This window comes from Pseudomonas sp. 8_5_2 (assembly GCF_059295255.1).
This window is the reverse complement of sequence record NZ_CM181238.1, coordinates 2,913,628-2,930,299: the sequence shown is the minus strand read 5'-3', so window position 1 is coordinate 2,930,299 and position 16,672 is coordinate 2,913,628. Positions and strand designations below refer to the sequence as shown.

Genomic DNA, 16,672 nt, shown 5'->3' with positions numbered 1-16,672 from the left:
GGTGCAGCCTTCCGCTGCTCTACTTCTGCGTGGTTATTCAGCTATCGTGCATCCTCGCAGAAGCAGTGGATAGATTGGCACGCCGCACGGAGCGAGGAACGGTTGACCTACTGAAGGCGTAGTCGCCTTGACGGTACCCTTGGCCGATATACCCCGCCCGAACACTGGGAAGCCATGCGCTTCAAGCGCGGCGATGGGGTCACCTGGATGGCCCCATCGCCCTTGGTCCTCATAAGCTCATGCTCAGCAAGATACTTGCGATCGCGATGTGAGAAAGGTGAGGAATGCCGCGACCAAAAGAATAGCCGCGCTCGCGATGAACGTGCTTCGGTACCCGCTCGCGTCGAACAGCACACCGCCCACTGTTGAGCCCAGTGCGATGCACAACTGAACGACAGCTACCATCAAGCCACCGCCGGCCTCAGCGTTGTCTGGCATCGCTTGGGCTACCCAGCTCCACCATCCAACAGGAGCAGCTGTGGCCATCAGGCCCCACAGCCCCAAGAGCACTGCTACAGGAACGACCCAGGCCCCCATGGGGATTAACGTGAGAGCGATTACAGCCATCAAAATCGAGATAATGATCAGGGTTCGGTAGAGTCCCCTTTTGAGGAAAGTGCCTATCAAGGCGGTGCCGATGAAGCCCGCCACCCCGATGACCAGCAGAACGAGCGACAGCGTGGTGATACCGACATGTGTCACGGTTTCAAGAAAGGGTCGCACGTAGGTGAACAGAGCAAACTGGCCCATGAAGAACGCACCACTGGCAGCCATGCCCAATGCTACAGGCCGCTTTCTGAGCAGCCTGAAAACATTGCTGGAGGTGGCGCGACGTGGAGCAGCTCTCATGGAGGGCAAGCTAAACCATTGCCAAGCCAGAACCATAAGGGCGACGGGTACCAGTGCAAGAAAGGCACCGCGCCATCCGACCATAGCGCCCAGATAGCTTCCCAATGGGGCGGCAATGACCGTTGCCAGAGCGTTACCGCTGTTGAAGATCGCAAGCGCTTTAGGCACCTGTTCACTGGGTACCAGCCTCATTGCCGTCGCTGCGGACATCGACCAGAAGCCCCCAATGACAACGCCAATAAGCGCGCGACCGACCATATAGACCAAGTAATTCGGAGCAAAAGCGACAACTGCGCCTGAGACGCCCATCAACGCGGTGAAGCCCAGCAACATCGCCTTTCGATCCATACTGCCGGCGATCCACGTGATCGACAGGCTTGTGAGAACCGCGAAGGCACCCGAAATCGCGATACCTTGGCCCGCCATGCCTTCGGTGATATGGAGGTCAGCAGCGATGGGTGTAAGCAGACTAACCGGCATGAATTCGGATGCGATGAGCGCAAAAACACAGAGGGTCATTGCGAATACGCCGCTCCAGTAGGCGCGCGGCTCACCGTAAGTTTTTGAGGTCGCAGAGCCTGACGTGGCGCTGCTCATTTGATTTGTCATGGATTCCTCGCTGTGTGTACCAACGGGCTGACGCAACTGACCGCGCCCATTCAAAGACTGGCGTCCTTGTCATTGGCGCCAGGCGTGTTTCAGTTCGTCAGGGGCTTACGTTCAAGCCAGGTGCTGCTGGAAGAATGCTGTCAATTTGTCGAAAGGGATCTTGTCCATGCGGTCGTACAAATCCACGTGATCCGCATTGGGGACAATCAACAGCTCTTTAGGGTTCGAGGCTGCCTTGAAGACGTCCTCGGAGTAATAACGCGAGTGAGCGTTCTCACCAGCGACCAGTAAAATTGGGCGTGGAGAGATCATTTCGATGTTCGCGTACATTGGGAAGTTGAAGAACGACACGGGAGTGGTTGCCGTCCACGCCGTTGTCGAGTTAACCCCTCTGGGGTGGAAGCCGCGAGGCGTACGGTAGTAATCGAAGAATATCGCCAATACCGGGTTCGGATCTTTCGGCAGCGTTTCTGGCAATACACGCTGGCCCTTCACGATGTTGCCATTCTCGTCAAACGGTACTTCGTGGTAGCCCAACGCAGGCTTGCCAAGCTGTGCATCAGCCCAACGCTGCTGGCTCAGGTAGTCGACCACCTGGTGGCGTTGCTCTGTGGTGTAACTGTCTTTGTAGCTTCGGCTCATGCTACGGGACATGTCGTACATCGATGAAGTGGCGACCGCTTTGATTCGGGAGTCGCTTGTGGCTGCAGTCAGTGCCATCCCGCTGTAACCACAGATGCCAATGACGCCAATGCGGTTTCGGTCGACGTAGGGCAGCAGCCCCAAGAAGTCGATAGCAGCGCTGAAGTCTTCGGTGTTGATATCGGGGGATGCGATGTTTCGGGTTTCGCCACTGCTTTCGCCTGTAAACGAAGGGTCGAAAGCGACTGTGACAAAGCCGCGCTCAGCCATCACCTGAGCGTACAGACCGCTGGCTTGTTCTTTGACAGCCCCGAAGGGGCCACTGACTGCTAACGCTGGCAGTTGCGTGCCTGCCGTGTTTTTCGGGCGGTACAGGTCGGCCGCTAAAGTAATGCCATAGCGGTTTTTGAAAGCTACCTTCTGGTGGTCGACTTTGTCGCTCTTGGGAAAGGTTTTGTCCCACTTGCTGTCGAGCTGCACGCCGCTTGTGGCAAAGGCACCATTAGGAAGCGCTGCACCCACGCTAATCGATGCAATTCCGGTGCTGGTCATCCTCAACAATGTGCGACGCCCAACACCAGGCTTTACTACGTCCGGGTGATCTAGAGGGATTTCAGTAGGCTCGGTCATTTGGCAGTCCATATGCGACCCGTTGATGATGACTACAATGGTCTGCTCCAATAGCCCATCTGACTAGCTACTTAATACTTACAAAACCTATAAGCTAGGCTAATCAATAATCTGTGCGATACTTGCGGCATGGCCAAACGCAACTTCAACGATCTGCTTTCATTCGTCACTGTCGCCCGCGAGAAAAGCTTCACGCGTGCAGCTGCGCTGCTGGGCGTGTCCCAGTCGGCCCTAAGCCAAACCGTGAGTGGCTTGGAAGCGCGCTTGCAGATTCGGCTCCTGACTCGTACTACTCGCAGCGTCTCACTGACCGTTGCGGGTGAGCGCCTGCTGAATGCCATCGGGCACCGTTTTGATGAGATTGAAGCCGAGCTGGACGAGCTGACGGATCTGCGAGACAAACCAGCGGGAACGGTAAGGATCACAAGCGGTGATCACATCTTGCGCACGACCTTGCTGCCCAAGCTCACGCCTTTTTTGCTTGAACACCCCGACATAAACATCGAGTTTGATGTGAGCTACGGCCTCCGGGATATCGTCAGCGACCGCTTCGACGCAGGTGTTCGTATGGGCGACACGATCGACAAGGATATGATCGCAGTGCCCATTGGCCCACAGCTACGCATGGCCGTTGTTGCCTCTCCGGCGTACTTCGCGGAACACCCGAAGCCAAAAACACCCAAAGACCTTATCCGCCACAGATGCATAAATCAGCGGATGCAGAGTTCAGGGGGGCTCTACGTTTGGGATTTCCAGAAAAGGGGCCGACAGGTGAATGTCCGTGTGGATGGGCAACTCACGTTCAACACCTCACCTAATATCGTCGACGCTGCAGTTGCAGGATTAGGTGTTGCCTGGCTTCCCGAAGAGGAATTTGCTCCTCACCTGAAAGATGGGAAGCTGGAGCGTGTGCTGGAAGACTGGTGCCCCCCATTTGCGGGCTACTACCTTTACTACCCAAGCCGTCGCCAACCCTCACCCGCTTTTACCTTGGTCGTTCAAGCTTTGCGGTACCAATTCCAGGCCGTCCTATGAGCTTTCCTGATCTGGCAACGAGCGGAACCACTGAGCGTACGGCGTGTTATCAGCTTTATAGCGGTTGTAGTCCGGGCTTCCGTCGCTCCACCATACGGGCCCCCTCTCCCCCAATGCCACCTTCGCTTGATTTACCGCTACTCGAGCGATACGCATCTGAACTGCATCGCTTGATGCCTTCGCTTCCTTCACGGCTCGCCTAGCTTTCATCAGGTCGTGCACCAAGTGCTGACGCTCTTCGTCAGAAAGCGCGGGATTGCTGCAGCGCCAAAGCTGGCCTTTAACTACGAAATAGCGACCGTCTGGTGTCGTTGGATGCATAGTACAGACTCGTGAGCGGATACCTCTCAGACAACCGAATCGCGCCAGGGGCTGCAAAAGGTATTTTTGCCAAAACTGAAGGCGTAGTCGGAAGAGTACAGCGCCGCACGTGTTTTGGAATGAACGTTCATGGCCCATCCCGACTCCACCTGATGCACTCGCAGGAACGAGGGCAGCACCTGCGATTTTTCCAAGGAGACGGAACCATGAGCCTCACCCTGCGTTGCCTGAAATGCGATGGAAAGCAGCTCGTTCAGCCGATCAGACTGCATCGCAAATCACTGATTACCTGCAGAGGCTGTGGGGCCATCAGTCATCACGGCGATCTTGTCGAAGCGGCAGGCCTGCGCCTCATGGCCAAGCTCAAGCAGCAGCTGAAAGCTGGTTAAATGCCGCATGTATTTCATCTAGGTCCCCACCAAGGCAATACGATCCCCTAAAATTGGCTTTCTCCAATTACGGGCATGTGAAAGCTCTCAATGGATCATCCAGTATGACCACCAGCCGTCAAGCCGACCGCAGCCCGTGGGCTGTCTTCGTGATTTTCCTTCGCCTGGGGCTGACATGCTTTGGTGGGCCTATTGCGCATCTTGGCTATTTCCGCAATGAGTTTGTGGTGCGACGACATTGGCTGAGCGAGCGTAGCTACGCTGATCTGGTTGCCCTTTGCCAGTTTCTACCGGGGCCAGCCAGCAGCCAGGTGGGGATCGCATTGGGGCTTTCACGTTCTGGCTACGGCGGCGCATTAGCCGCCTGGCTGGGCTTTACCCTCCCCTCGGCGATTGCCATGATCCTCTTCGCACTGGGTATCGCCAGTTATGGCGCTGCCATGCCCGCCGGGGTGTTACACGGTTTGAAGGTGGTTGCAGTGGCGGTTGTTGCCCAAGCGGTATGGGGTATGGGTCGCAATCTTTGCCCCGACCCACCTCGTATCACGATCATGATGGTTGCCACCTGCCTTGCGTTGTTCGTCCCGTCTGCTATCGGGCAAGTCGGGATCATTCTTGTCGCCGCGATGACTGGCCTGTGGCTCCTGAAACCTCAGCCATACGACACCCATGAGCCGTTGCCCATTTCTGTGAGCCGTCGCGCCGGGATTTTGTGGCTGGCGCTGTTCTTTGCGCTGTTATTAAGCCTCCCGCTCCTGACGAAACTCTCGGCGAGCCACGGTTTGTCTCTGGTGGACGCCTTCTACCGGACCGGGTCGCTGGTATTCGGAGGGGGGCATGTGGTACTGCCACTGCTGCAGGCGGAAGTCGTCACACCTGGTTGGGTTGATGCCGATGTATTTCTGGCTGGCTACGGTGCAGCGCAAGCTGTTCCAGGGCCACTCTTTACCTTTGCAGCCTTTCTGGGCGCCTCGATGAACCAGGCACCCACCGCTTGGCTCGGGGGCATGATCTGCCTGGTCGCCATCTTTATACCTTCATTTTTACTGATAGCTGGTGCCTTGCCTTTCTGGGAGAGCCTGCGCGGCAATACCCTCATGCAAACAGCTTTACAGGGAACAAATGCGGCCGTAGTCGGGCTGTTGCTGGCCGCTCTCTACCGGCCGGTATGGACGAGCGCAATACTCACTCCACAAGACTTCGTCCTCGCCATTGTGGCCTTGATCGCGCTCATGTTCTGGAAGTTGCCGCCATGGCTGGTAGTGCTCGGCAGCGGCGTTCTCGGGGGACTTCTGACGTCGGTGAAAGTGTAAGCCGTCACGACTGCGCAGCGCCAGGCATCACGCCTGGCGGCGCCTTGGCCCTACAATTTCCAGTCCAGGCTGACCATCATTGTCCGTGGCTCACCTTGGTAAACACCGTTGTAGAATCCAACATTGTTGTAGTAGTGCTCGTCAAAAAGGTTCTTCACGTTGACCGACGCTGCCAAGGGTTCATCGATTTGATAACGTGCCATCAACCCCACCACCGAGAACGCCTTCTGGCCGAGTTAGCCAACTTGAAACTGTCGCTCTGCCAATCCAGGCTCGCCCCCACGGTGAGTACCGGGGTCATTTTGTAAGTGCTGGAGAAGCGCACCAGGTTCAATGGCTGCTCGGTGTTTCTTCTCTTCTTTTCAGCGGTGGCGGCGTGGGTGTAGCTGTAGCCCAGGCTCATTTGCCAATCAGTCATCACCTCGCCCGCAACCTCGGCCTGGAAACCTTCAACGACCACCCCTTTGCCACCGCTCTTGTAGAAAATTCGTTGCCATTGGGCGGCACAGAGTCATCCTGCTCCGCCACGATATCCTGTTTACTGCGGAACACGGCAGTGCTTTGTCAGATGCCGCATGTTTTGAGACAGCCCTCCGCCATCGCGGAAGTTAATCAGTAGCGGTCGTCGGCCATTGGCTAGTACTCCACCTTGCCCCGCCCTGCCTTGACGTTGCTGCGCCTGGCTTTGCCTTCGAGGCGGCGGGTTTTCGAGCCGAGGGTCGGCTTGGTGGGGCGGCGTTTCTTCTCGGTCTTGCCGGCAGCGATGATCAACTCGGCTAGACGCGCCAGTGCATCGGCACGATTCTGCTCCTGGGTACGGTACTGCTGGCCCTTGATGATCAGCACGCCGTCGCCGGTGATGCGACTGTCACGCAGCGCCAGCAGCCGCTCCTTGTAAAATTCGGGCAGCGATGAGGCCCGGATGTCGAAGCGCAGGTGCACGGCGCTGGACACCTTGTTGACATTCTGCCCACCCGCGCCTTGCGCGCGGATGTAGGTCAGTTCGATGTCGGCATCCGGCAGATGCACGCTATTGGAGATGATCAGCATGAAAGGGCCCTTGTGATTGCCCTCATTATCACAGCCTTCGCCCCGCTGCCCTAGAACAACACACTATTGCTTGAATCAGCACGTAAAGGCACACGCATGGAGTACAAATGTTCTCTTGCCGGTTCGGGGGGCGATAGGTGCCGCGCGCAGTGGAGGCGAATGGCAGCCATGTAGGCTCCTTGATGGGTGCCAAGGGGACGCCCACGCCACCCCACTGGGCATCACCAACCTGGGCGGTCGGTGATCACAAGCAGTAGAACTCGCTGAGCTCTGCAACCACCTGGCGCCTGCCGTCGTACAAGCGCGCCTCGGGCGTCAGCGCCATCGATCGGGCCTCCAGCAGGTATCGCTCGCCTGCTTTGAAGTGTGCATAAGGAATGGTCAGGTAGCACTGGCGAACCGTGGTGCCGCCCATCATGCTCGTTCCCCCGCCCCCGCCAACTTCGTAGTCGAACCGGACGAGCAATTCATGGCTGCCCGGGCTGACCTGAAAAAAGCGCCCGTCGCTCAGGCGCTGTCTGTCCAGGCGCTCGGCCATCAGCACCCTGTCATTGGGAAATGGCACCGATAAGTCGACCCAGGCCATCTGTGGGTTTGCGGCTGGCAAGGGCGCCTGACACCCCGCACCCGCCATGACGGCGAGAAACAGCATCAGTCTACGCACGGTATATGCCTCCAGGGATAACACGCTCAGGATACCCCCCAGCACGGGCAGTTGACACATGCGTGCCTGACCATCTTGAGCAACTAGCGAGCGTGAAGATGCTTCTTCAAGAATGCCCGTGTGCGCTCCTGGTTCGGGCTGCTCAGAATCTCACCTGGTGCACCCTGCTCTACAACCACCCCGCCATCCATGAACACGATCTGATCAGCCACCTCGCCGGCAAAATGCATCTCATGGGTGACGATCAGCATGGTCATGTGCTCGGCCGCCAGTTGTTTCATTACCAGGTTCACTTCCTCGACAAGCTCAGGGTCCAGCGCCGACGTCGCTTCGTCGAACAACATGACCTTGGGCTGCATGGCCAGTGCCCGGGCAATGGCGACGCGCTGCTTTTGCCCACCGGACAACCGCGATGGATACTCGTCGATCTTGTGCGCCAGCCCAACCTTTTGCAGGTACTCAAGCGCCAGCTCCCTGCCCGCTTTTTTTGAATAGCCCTTGAGTTTTACCGGCCCGATCGCGATGTTTTCACAGACGGTGAGGTGCGGGAACAGATTGAAATGCTGGAACACCATGCCCATTTGCTGGCGCACCTGGTTGATGTGCTGTTCGAAGGCACGGCCTTTCAAGGGCTGGTTGACCTGGGCGCCGTCAAGCCAGATTTCGCCGCCATTGAGCACTTCAAGATGATTGATCGACCGCAGCAATGTGCTTTTGCCCGAGCCACTGGGGCCGATGATGGCGACGATCTGCCCACGCGAGACCGACAGGTCGATGCCCTTGAGCACCTCAACTGCGCCGTAGGCTTTGCGAGCGCCCTTCACTTGCACCATAGCGTTGTTATTCATCGTGACATCTCGACCTTTGCTTCAAGAATGTTCAGACCGGCCTCGAGTACCAGGTTGGCCAGGTAGTAGATCACCGCGACGGCGATGTAGAACTCGAAGGGGCTATACGTTTCGCTGACCGCCAGTTGTGCGCTGTAGACGAGTTCGGCGATACCGATGATCGATACCAGTGAGGTGTCCTTGAGCAATACGATGAGGTTGTTGCCCAACGGCGCTATGGTCTTTCTGAGCGCCTGCGGCACAATGATGTAGCGCTGGGTGAGTGCCCTGCTCAGGCCAATGGAGCGTGCGCCTTCGATCTGGCCTGGGTCGACAGACTCGATCCCGGACTTGATCACCTCGGCGTTGTAGACTGCGAAATGCAGGCTCAACCCGATGATACCTGCCGCCAGCGCCGGAATATCGATCCCCACCTGGACCAACCCGTAGTAGATCAGATAGAGCTGCAGTAACAGTGGCGTACCCATCAACAGCCAGGTCACGAAGCGTACCGGCAGCGCCAGGGATTTGGGCGCGTACAGGTCGACCAATGCGAATAGCACGCCAACGATCAGGCTGATCACACTCGAATAGAGAAACATGACAACCGTCCACCATAACCCCGTTGCCAGCATGTCGAGATAAGGTGTTACGACGCTTGGGTTCAATCCTTCCACGGACCACTCCTTACTGGGTCGAGTAGCGTCTATCCAGCACGTCCACCAGGTATTTGACCGAGTAGACCATGACGATATACAGCAACGCGGAAACCATGAATATTTCGAACGGCTTGTAGGTTGAGCTGATAAAACGCTGAGCGGTGTAGGTCAGCTCCACCACTGAAATGGCCGATACCAGTGCGGAGCCCTTGATCAGGCCGATGGCATTGACGCCCAGCGGCCTGATCATGAGTTTGAGTGCCTGGGGAATAGTGATGAACAGCAGCGTTTGACGGCGGCTGAAGCCAATGGACCGCGCGCCCTCTTCTTGGCCCGGGTCGACATTGTCGATGGCGCCGCGAATGGACTCGGACATATAGGCCGCGATATTCATGCCCAAACCGATCACCGCTGCGGAAAACGGTTCCAGTTCGATGCCAACCTGTGGCCCGCCAAAATAGATAATGAACAGTTGCACCAGACACGGTGTGCCGCGGAACACGCTTACATAGAGTCTTGCCGCCCACCTGAAGAGTATGAAAGGCGATAATCTGCAAGCAACCAGCAGCATTGCCAACAGCAAGCCCAGCAACAATGACAGCAATGAAATCTGCACGGTGACCCACGCCGCCTCGAGGAAGAACGGGTAGGTGCGCTGGATTAATGATAGATCCATGGGAACCACTCGAATAATCGGCTAACCAGGCCCGGCCACGCTGGCCAGGCCGTTCTGGACGCGCGTCAGCGAATATCGCTACCCACCCATTTCATCGAGATTTCCTTGTAGGTGCCGTCTTCCAGGATCTCGTCCAGCGCCTGCTGCAGCCGGGCCTTGAGTTCAGGGTTGTTCTTGCGGATGGCAATGCCGAGCCCCTCACGACCACCCTGCTCGTCTGGCAGCCTGATGATGCGCACTTTCTGCCCGGTCTCTTTCACCGCCACCATGACTGGAATACTGTCCATTACCACAGCATCGATACGCCCGGCTTCAAGATCCACCAGCATTTCCGGCAAGCCCTTGTAAGTGCGCACCTTCAAGTTGCCGCGGGCACGCGCCCATTTGTCATGCGAGTCGCCCAGGGTGACGCCAACGGTGACATCCTTCAGGTCATCGAGCCCTTTGATCGGTGAATCTTCCTTCACCCCGATAGTACGGCCTGCATGGTAGTAAGGCCCCACGAAGTCAACTGCTTTCAAGCGTTCCGGGGTAATGGTCATGGACGCGATGACGGCGTCGTACTTCTTGGCCAACAGCCCGGCAATAATGCCGTCGAAAGGCGTTGTAATGATTTTTATCTTCACACCCAGACGCTGGGCCAGTGCTTCACCCACCGAAGCGTCGAAACCGACAATTTCATTTCTTTCATTGGCAAAGCTGAACGGCGAGTACTGCCCGCTCATGGCCACTCGAAGTACTTTGGCCTCTTCTACAGCCTGCAGGTCATCGGCTTGCGCTATACCGTGAGCGAACAATGCAGCCGCTGCGACAGCGGTTGAAGCCAGTAGCATTCTTGTTGTTCTTGCCAGCATCGCGGCGCTCCTTGGAAGTTTGTATTTCTTATTGTTTTGGGCTCGCAGGTCCCAACCTTCACCGAAAGCTTTGCACACCGGTACTTTGAAATCACCCTGCAATGTGCAGGTTCAGCTGGCACATTGCCGGGATACACCGGCATAACGTCGGTGCCACTTTCGCCTGACCGAAACTGCAGTAGTGTCATGCTTGCGCTAAACAGCAGCAAGTTCACGGCTGCCTGCCCCCGGCACTTTGCCGGGCGCGGGTGCCATTTACCGGTCAACAGGCGGGAGTGTCGGCATTGCGCGATTTAGACGTCAAGGATCGGGAAATCCTCGAGATACTGTCCAAGGAAGCACGTGTGGCACTCAAGGCGCTGGCAGCCAGGATAGGCCTGTCCAGAAGTGCCACCAGCGAACGGGTCTTGCAGCTGGAGCGCAGCGGGGTCATTCGCGGGTATAGAGCCGACATTGGTGAAATCGATGCCAACGTTATCCGGGCAATCATTCTGGTAGCGCTGAAACGCACGCCCGCGCTGGGGCTGCTGGACCTGCTGGCGCAGAACGCCCAGGTGAAGCGGGTTTCGTCGGTCAGCGGGCAGCTTGATCTGGTAATCGAGGTAGAGTCACGGACCATCGATGACCTGAACCGGGTACGGGACGCCGTGGCCTGCCACGATTCGGTAGATGACATCACCACGGCGGTGGTCTTGCGACGTGATATCGACCGGCAGAAAGCCTGAAGTTGGCTTGCAAGGCGTGCCTGTCGACACGCCCTGCCCGCCCGGTTATTTCAACGCCGCTGCAAAGCTGTCTTGCAGCACATCCAGCAGAAAATCAGCGTTTGCCCGGCTGAAAATCATCGAAGGACGCATTTTCAACACGTTGTCGTAAGGGCCTTCCGTGCCGATCAACACCCCACGCTCCCTGGCACCATCTGCAATTTTCCTGGCCAATGCGGTAGCCGGCGCCTTCGACTGGCGGTCGGTGACCAGCACAATGCCAAGGAACAGGCCAAGCCCTCGCACATCGCCGATGACATCAAATTGCTGCTGGAGCCTGCGGAAACCGTCGAGCAGGTAGTTGCCGACCTGCAATGCATTCTCTTTCAGCCCGTCACGCTCGATCGCGTTGAGCACCGCCAGCCCCACAGCACAAGAGACCGGGTTGCCGGCGAAGGTATTGAAGTACTCCATGCCGTTGTCGAAGGCATCCGCCACCTCACGCGTAGTGACGACCGCCGACATCGGGTGGCCATTACCGATCGGCTTGCCCATGGTCACGGCATCCGGCACCACGCCCTGGGTCTCGAATGCCCACCAGTGGCTGCCCACGCGCCCAAAGCCTACCTGCACCTCATCGGCCAGGCACAACCCACCTTCGGCGCGAACCATGGCGTACACCTCTTGCAGGTAATGCTCGGGAAGGAATACCTGGCCCGCCACGCTAGGGATCGACTCCGCGATAAAGAACCCAGGGGCCTTGCCTGCCTTGCGCATGGCATCCAACTGGTCAGCGACAGATTCGGCGAAGCGCTTGCCGTGTTGCTCCAGCGGCCAATGCTCGGGGGCGTAGTAGCTGTCCGGCACCACCGCCTCGTAAACATGCGGCGCCCTGCCTTTGCCTGCCTTGCGCTTGTACTTGTAAGGGCTCAGGTCGATCAGCTCCTGGGTGGTGCCGTGGTAGGCCCAGTCCAGCACGATTGCCTGGTCACGTCCTGTGTAGTTGCGCGCCATGCGCAGCATCAGGCTATTGGCTTCACTGCCCGAACAGGCGAAAGACGCTACGCAAAGGCCTTCTGGCAGGGTGCCGGTCAGGCGCTCGGCGTATTCGACGATATTGTCGTGCAGGTAGCGGGTGTTGGTGTTCAGCAGCGCGGCCTGGCGAGTCAAGGCTTGCACGACGTCGGGGTGGCTGTGGCCCAGGTGGCAGACATTGTTGAAGCAATCCAGGTAGGCCCGGCCGAAGTTGTCGATCAGCCACACGCCGTCACCGCGCACGAACTTGATCGGGTCGCTGTAGGAAATCGACAGGTTAGGCAACAGCAACGCCTTGCGTTTGGCGATGATCTGGGCCTTGGTCATCCCGTCCTGGCTGAAGGTTTCTGGCGGGATACCGGCCAGCGCCGAAGCATCAGGGAACAGGTCCGCCCAGACTTCGCGGTATTCGGGCTCACCCACACCGATGATCTCGCTCGCGCTCAGCCGGGTATCGGTGGTCATCTGCAAGTGCAGGTGCGGAATCCAACCGCCGTTCTCATGATCGGCACCCATGTAGCCGACCAGGTCACCGGCGTTCAGCCTGTCCCCGGCTTTCAAGCGGCCGAGTGCCTCATGGGCCATGTGTCCCCAAAGGGTCAGGAACGGCGGACAACCAGGTGGCGTGTGTTCGATCATCACCAGGCCGCCATAACCCAGCGGATCTGGTTCCACTTCAACGCTTTTGACCACACCGGCGACGGGCGCATACAGCGGCGTACCCGCTGGCATCACCAGGTCGACGCCCACATGTAGCGTGCGGCGCTCCCCCTTGATGAAGCGCGACTCGAAAGCGCTATCGGTGTAGATGGTGCGCAGTTCGCCCCACGGTCCGATGGCCAGCGGCACCTTGTGCGCAGCAGAGAATTCATCCCACCAGCGGGTGGCATCGGCAGGGCGCTGTTCGGCTGAAGCGATGGTCATCTCGTGGCTGGCGTCACCAAACGGCGCAAGCACCTTGTTCAGGATGGCAGCTGACGGGCGCACCAGGTCGGCGAAGGCTCTGTGGTTGTGCGCGATCCAGGTGCGGACCGCGCCAGCACCTTCAATGGCATCAAAACCACAGGCCTTGCGCAGGATCCCGGTGGCGAGCCGCGGGTTCATCGCATCCAGCCGCTCCAGCAGGCGCCAGGCAGGTGCCTCGCTGATGGCCAGGTAAGGGTTGTCGTCGGTCTGATCATGCCGCGACGCGGAAAAGGTGACGCTGATGACCAAACGCATGGCGATCAGGTCGAACAGCACATCAAGCTCTTGTGCCTGCAGCGGGTAGCACTCATGGAAGCCCGCAGCCAGTGCAGCCGCAGCGCCGATGGGGTCGTCCATGTCGAGGATGGCGTAAGCGCTGGCGATCGCGACCTCGGCAATCAGCACGGTATGCACTGCATCGCCGAAGTCGATGAAGCCGGTCACGCTGCTGGTGGTTTCGGCATCGACCAGGATGTTCCAGTCGTTGGCGTCGTTGTGGATCACCTGGGCGCGCAGTGCGGCCAGCTTCGGCCGGACGGTCGCTTCGAAGCGGCTGATGAAACGCTCGAGCATGGCCCGGCGTTCAGGGTCCTTGATGTAATGCAGGCGCGAGCGCGAACGCGCGGCATGGCGCAGGTCCCAATCCAGCTCGCGCACCGCCCCTGGGTGCATGAACCCCTGCAGTGCGCGGTCAAGCTCACCCAGCGCCCGGCCGAAGTTGCCCATCAGCGCAAAGCTGCGCCTGGCCTCGGCCAGCGGCTTACCGGGCAACCAGCTGACCAGACGCAGCGTATGCTGTTCGCCACTGGCACTGGTCACCGACGGCAACACATCGCCTGCCACACTTGCCCGCACGTGCGGCACGCCCAGGTGCGCGCCATGGGCAGCCAGGTGACCCAGCAGCGCGGTTTGAAACTCGCTTTCGACACGGGGTTCCGTGGCGTTGACGATTTTCAGGATCCAGCCTGCATCGACGCCGGTAGTCAGCCGGTAATTGCGATCTCGCTCCCCGTCCAGTGGCGTCGCAGCGCCGCTGATATTGAAGAATTCTTTGGCGAGGCCCTCTGCATCGCTTGCCGAAAACCGAGGTGCCGGGTGGGAAAGGTCTGTCATGTCATCACGTTCCAGGCGAGCAAATTGTTTTTCAATAGCTTGTCATGCACCACCGAAACCGACACCCTGCATGCTGTCGGGATCGACAAGCATAATGCCGGTTCCGGCCGGCATAAAGACGGTGGGCGGATTGGGTGGTGCAATGCGGGAGCTGGACGCAAAAGACCGTGAGATTCTTGAAGTACTTTCGAAGGACGCGCGCATTGCCCTCAAGGCACTGGCAGGCCGTATAGGCCTTTCCAGAAGTGCCACGACAGAACGGGTCGCCAACCTTGAGCGCAGCGGGGTCATTCGCGGATACCGCGCCGACATTGGTGAAATAGACGCGAACGTCATCCGCGCGATCCTGCTGGTGACGTTGCAACGCACACCGGCCATGGGCCTGCTCGACCAGCTGGCAACGGACGCACGGGTGCGCCGCGTTTCCTCGGTGAGCGGGCAGCTTGACCTGGTGGTCGAAGTCGAGACCCGCACAATCGAAGACCTGAATCAGGTGCGTGACAACGTCGCAAGGCACGAGTCGGTGGACGACATTACCACCTCGGTGGTGCTGCGCCGTGACATCGACCGCCAGGGCGCCTGAGTGCCTTCAAGCCGCCCAGGTTTCATGGAGATGGCGCCATAGCACCTGCCCGGCCTGCAGGCTGAACAGGACCGTGGAGATGCGTGCCTTGGCCGGCTGACCGGGCACATGATGCGTTTCCCGATAACTGACCACTGCCCCCTCCGGCCATTGCGCGAGAACCTGCTGCTCGGTGAGCTCGATGCACAACCCGGGCTGAGAGCCACCACGCTGGGCAAACAGTGTTGAGACCTCGCCCAGCCCCAGTTGCATGCCGGCCGGTGTCACCATGGCAAAGTCCGGGTGAAAGCGCTTCAGCATGCCGGCAACAGAGCCCTCCCCTGTGGCAAACAGCGCTTCGATCATGTCATGCAGAGCGATGACTTCCTCAAGATACGGGTTCATGGCATTCCTTTCGTTTTGCAGATGAAAAAAGGCGAAGCCAGCCGAGGGTTGCCAGGCACAACAGCTGCACTGCCCCCGCCAGCATGAAAGTGGTCTGGTAGGCAGTTCGGGCGCCGAGGAACGTTGCCAGCAAACCGAAGACCAGGCTGCCAGAGGTTACCCCCAGGCAGAAACTCAACTGCCGGTTCAGGGCCCAGAGAGTGCTGGCCTGGCCGAGCGCCGATGCAGGCAATGTGGAAAATGCAGCGCTTTGCGCGACGCTGGTGCACAAGCTGCCGCCAAGGCCGAGCAGCGCATAGGCGATCGTCAATGACGGCACGCTCGAAGCCAGCGCCAGCAATGCATAACCCGGTATCTGCAGCACGATCCCGACCAGCAGCAACGGCACAGGGCCGAACCGTTTGTAGCCCCAGGTGGTCGATGCTATCGCCAGTGCTGCCCCCAGTGTCCATGGCAGCATCAGGCTACCCGCTGCACTTGGGCTCCAGCCAAGCTGGGCCTGAAGGTAAAGCATGGCCAGCAGGTTCACCCCGATGAACAGGCCCGGTATGGCCAGGTACAAGACCAGCGACGCCGCGAATACGGGCTCACGGGCCACCGAGAAATCCACCAGTGGTGCTGCACTGCGCCGAGAATGCCTGATGTAGCCGGCGAGCAAGCCTGCCCCCAGCAGCAACCACGCAGCAGCCTTGCAGGCCGCACCATTGCCTGCTTCGGTCATGCCCAGCAAGCCGATGCCAATGCCGGCCCCGGCCAGGAGCATGCCCTTGCCATCGAAAGCTTCTGGAGCCGCCGTTGCCGGTGTGCGCGGTAACCAAACAGCCCCCAGCACCAGCGTGATCAGCGCGATCGGCAGGCTGGCGAGCAGCACCCACTGCCACGGCATGTGCTGCGACAACCAGCCACCCAGCACGGGGGATACGGCGGGCGCCAGCAGCCCGGTGGCCATGATCGCCATGGTTACCCTGGGGCGCTCGTCGGCAGCGTACAGCCGGTACACCAGCGCCTGCCCGACCGGAATGAACAGCCCGGCAGCAAAGCCTTGCAGCCCGCGCAAGGGCAATAGCAAAGCCATCTGGCCGGCCCCGAGGATCAACATCGTCGCCGCCGAGAAAAGCACCAGCGACCCCAGCAGCACTGGGCGCTCGCCCAGGCGCTCCCCGAGCCATCGACTGGGCAGCATCCCCAGCATCAGCCCCAGCAGATAGGCAGTGCTTACCCAGGCCAAGGTCGCCACATCGGCCTGCAGGGCTTCGCCGATGCTCGGGGCGACCACCGCCGTGATGAATGTATTGATCAGATCAAGGAAGAACCCCAGCAGGTAAACGCAGGTGATGCGACGACGCATGTCAAGTAAGGCCACGGTGAA

General features: G+C 59.0%; 17 protein-coding genes and 2 pseudogenes. 5 read left to right on the top strand and 14 right to left on the bottom strand.

The features are described 5' to 3' along the window. Positions 1-96: 96 nt before the first annotated feature. The 3 genes and pseudogenes from AC5O5R_RS13440 to AC5O5R_RS13430 form a co-directional block, all read right to left on the bottom strand. A pseudogene (locus AC5O5R_RS13440) lies at positions 97-195 on the bottom strand (dimethylmenaquinone methyltransferase); the annotation flags it as partial. 48 nt (positions 196-243) lie between these two features. Then, the gene (locus AC5O5R_RS13435; protein ID WP_172285561.1) at positions 244-1,458 is read right to left on the bottom strand and encodes an MFS transporter; all 1,215 of its coding nucleotides are present in this window, start codon (positions 1,456-1,458) and stop codon (positions 244-246) included. A 111-nt stretch (positions 1,459-1,569) separates the two neighbouring features. Beyond that, on the bottom strand, positions 1,570-2,730 hold the full coding sequence (locus tag AC5O5R_RS13430) for an alpha/beta hydrolase (RefSeq protein ID WP_256678573.1): 1,161 nt from the start codon (positions 2,728-2,730) through the stop codon (positions 1,570-1,572). 129 nt (positions 2,731-2,859) lie between these two features. Between AC5O5R_RS13430 and AC5O5R_RS13425 the strand changes: the two genes are divergently transcribed. Beyond that, on the top strand, positions 2,860-3,765 hold the full coding sequence (locus AC5O5R_RS13425) for a LysR family transcriptional regulator (RefSeq protein WP_494515453.1): 906 nt from the start codon (positions 2,860-2,862) through the stop codon (positions 3,763-3,765). Here the strand turns inward: AC5O5R_RS13425 and AC5O5R_RS13420 are convergent. Next, complete coding sequence (locus AC5O5R_RS13420; protein ID WP_256678448.1) at positions 3,760-4,086, bottom strand: hypothetical protein; 327 nt, start codon at positions 4,084-4,086, stop codon at positions 3,760-3,762. The two genes, AC5O5R_RS13425 and AC5O5R_RS13420, sit on opposite strands and share 6 nt — an antisense overlap. A 206-nt stretch (positions 4,087-4,292) precedes the next feature. Here AC5O5R_RS13420 and AC5O5R_RS13415 point away from each other — a divergent pair, with 206 nt between their 5' ends. Both AC5O5R_RS13415 and chrA read left to right on the top strand, forming a co-directional pair. Then, positions 4,293-4,475 carry a hypothetical protein gene (locus AC5O5R_RS13415; RefSeq protein ID WP_172223362.1) on the top strand — a complete coding sequence of 61 codons (183 nt, stop codon included), beginning with the start codon at positions 4,293-4,295 and terminating at the stop codon, positions 4,473-4,475. Between the two features lie 104 nt (positions 4,476-4,579). Beyond that, positions 4,580-5,788: a chromate efflux transporter gene (chrA, locus tag AC5O5R_RS13410; RefSeq protein ID WP_172223365.1), complete on the top strand. Its 1,209-nt coding sequence runs from the start codon at positions 4,580-4,582 to the stop codon at positions 5,786-5,788. Between the two features lie 50 nt (positions 5,789-5,838). Here the strand turns inward: chrA and AC5O5R_RS13405 are convergent. The 7 genes and pseudogenes from AC5O5R_RS13405 to AC5O5R_RS13375 all read right to left on the bottom strand — a co-directional run. Then, positions 5,839-6,349, bottom strand: a pseudogene (locus AC5O5R_RS13405) (TonB-dependent receptor domain-containing protein); the annotation flags it as partial. A gap of 75 nt (positions 6,350-6,424) precedes the next feature. Further along, positions 6,425-6,838, bottom strand: a complete 414-nt coding sequence (gene arfB / locus AC5O5R_RS13400; RefSeq protein ID WP_172223368.1) for an alternative ribosome rescue aminoacyl-tRNA hydrolase ArfB — start codon at positions 6,836-6,838, stop codon at positions 6,425-6,427. 244 nt (positions 6,839-7,082) lie between these two features. Then, on the bottom strand, positions 7,083-7,502 hold the full coding sequence (locus AC5O5R_RS13395; protein ID WP_172223371.1) for a PA0061/PA0062 family lipoprotein: 420 nt from the start codon (positions 7,500-7,502) through the stop codon (positions 7,083-7,085). A gap of 83 nt (positions 7,503-7,585) precedes the next feature. Continuing rightward, complete coding sequence (locus AC5O5R_RS13390; RefSeq protein ID WP_172223430.1) at positions 7,586-8,335, bottom strand: amino acid ABC transporter ATP-binding protein; 750 nt, start codon at positions 8,333-8,335, stop codon at positions 7,586-7,588. A gap of 11 nt (positions 8,336-8,346) precedes the next feature. Then, entirely contained in the window at positions 8,347-8,964 is a 618-nt protein-coding gene (locus AC5O5R_RS13385) for an amino acid ABC transporter permease (protein ID WP_218584477.1), read from the bottom strand. Positions 8,965-9,016: 52 nt separating this feature from the next. Beyond that, complete coding sequence (locus AC5O5R_RS13380; protein ID WP_172223377.1) at positions 9,017-9,664, bottom strand: amino acid ABC transporter permease; 648 nt, start codon at positions 9,662-9,664, stop codon at positions 9,017-9,019. A gap of 65 nt (positions 9,665-9,729) precedes the next feature. Next, a complete protein-coding gene (locus AC5O5R_RS13375; RefSeq protein ID WP_172223435.1) occupies positions 9,730-10,518 on the bottom strand; it encodes an ABC transporter substrate-binding protein in 789 nt (262 codons plus the stop codon). 284 nt (positions 10,519-10,802) lie between these two features. Here AC5O5R_RS13375 and AC5O5R_RS13370 point away from each other — a divergent pair, with 284 nt between their 5' ends. Then, positions 10,803-11,243, top strand: coding sequence for an Lrp/AsnC family transcriptional regulator (locus tag AC5O5R_RS13370; RefSeq protein WP_172223380.1), 441 nt, complete (start codon positions 10,803-10,805; stop codon positions 11,241-11,243). Between the two features lie 45 nt (positions 11,244-11,288). Here the strand turns inward: AC5O5R_RS13370 and AC5O5R_RS13365 are convergent, their stop codons facing one another. Then, positions 11,289-14,336 (bottom strand): aminotransferase class III-fold pyridoxal phosphate-dependent enzyme, encoded by a 3,048-nt coding sequence (locus tag AC5O5R_RS13365; protein WP_172223383.1) that lies wholly within the window; start codon positions 14,334-14,336, stop codon positions 11,289-11,291. A 142-nt stretch (positions 14,337-14,478) separates the two neighbouring features. On the opposite strand from AC5O5R_RS13365, the gene AC5O5R_RS13360 reads away from it, so the two are divergent. Next, positions 14,479-14,919 carry an Lrp/AsnC family transcriptional regulator gene (locus AC5O5R_RS13360; protein WP_172223387.1) on the top strand — a complete coding sequence of 147 codons (441 nt, stop codon included), beginning with the start codon at positions 14,479-14,481 and terminating at the stop codon, positions 14,917-14,919. A 6-nt stretch (positions 14,920-14,925) separates the two neighbouring features. Here the strand turns inward: AC5O5R_RS13360 and AC5O5R_RS13355 are convergent, their stop codons facing one another. Then, positions 14,926-15,303: a DUF4440 domain-containing protein gene (locus tag AC5O5R_RS13355; protein WP_172223390.1), complete on the bottom strand. Its 378-nt coding sequence runs from the start codon at positions 15,301-15,303 to the stop codon at positions 14,926-14,928. Further along, a complete protein-coding gene (locus AC5O5R_RS13350; RefSeq protein WP_172223393.1) occupies positions 15,287-16,666 on the bottom strand; it encodes an MFS transporter in 1,380 nt (459 codons plus the stop codon). The genes AC5O5R_RS13355 and AC5O5R_RS13350 overlap by 17 nt, the downstream gene beginning before the upstream one ends. Positions 16,667-16,672 lie beyond the last annotated feature (6 nt).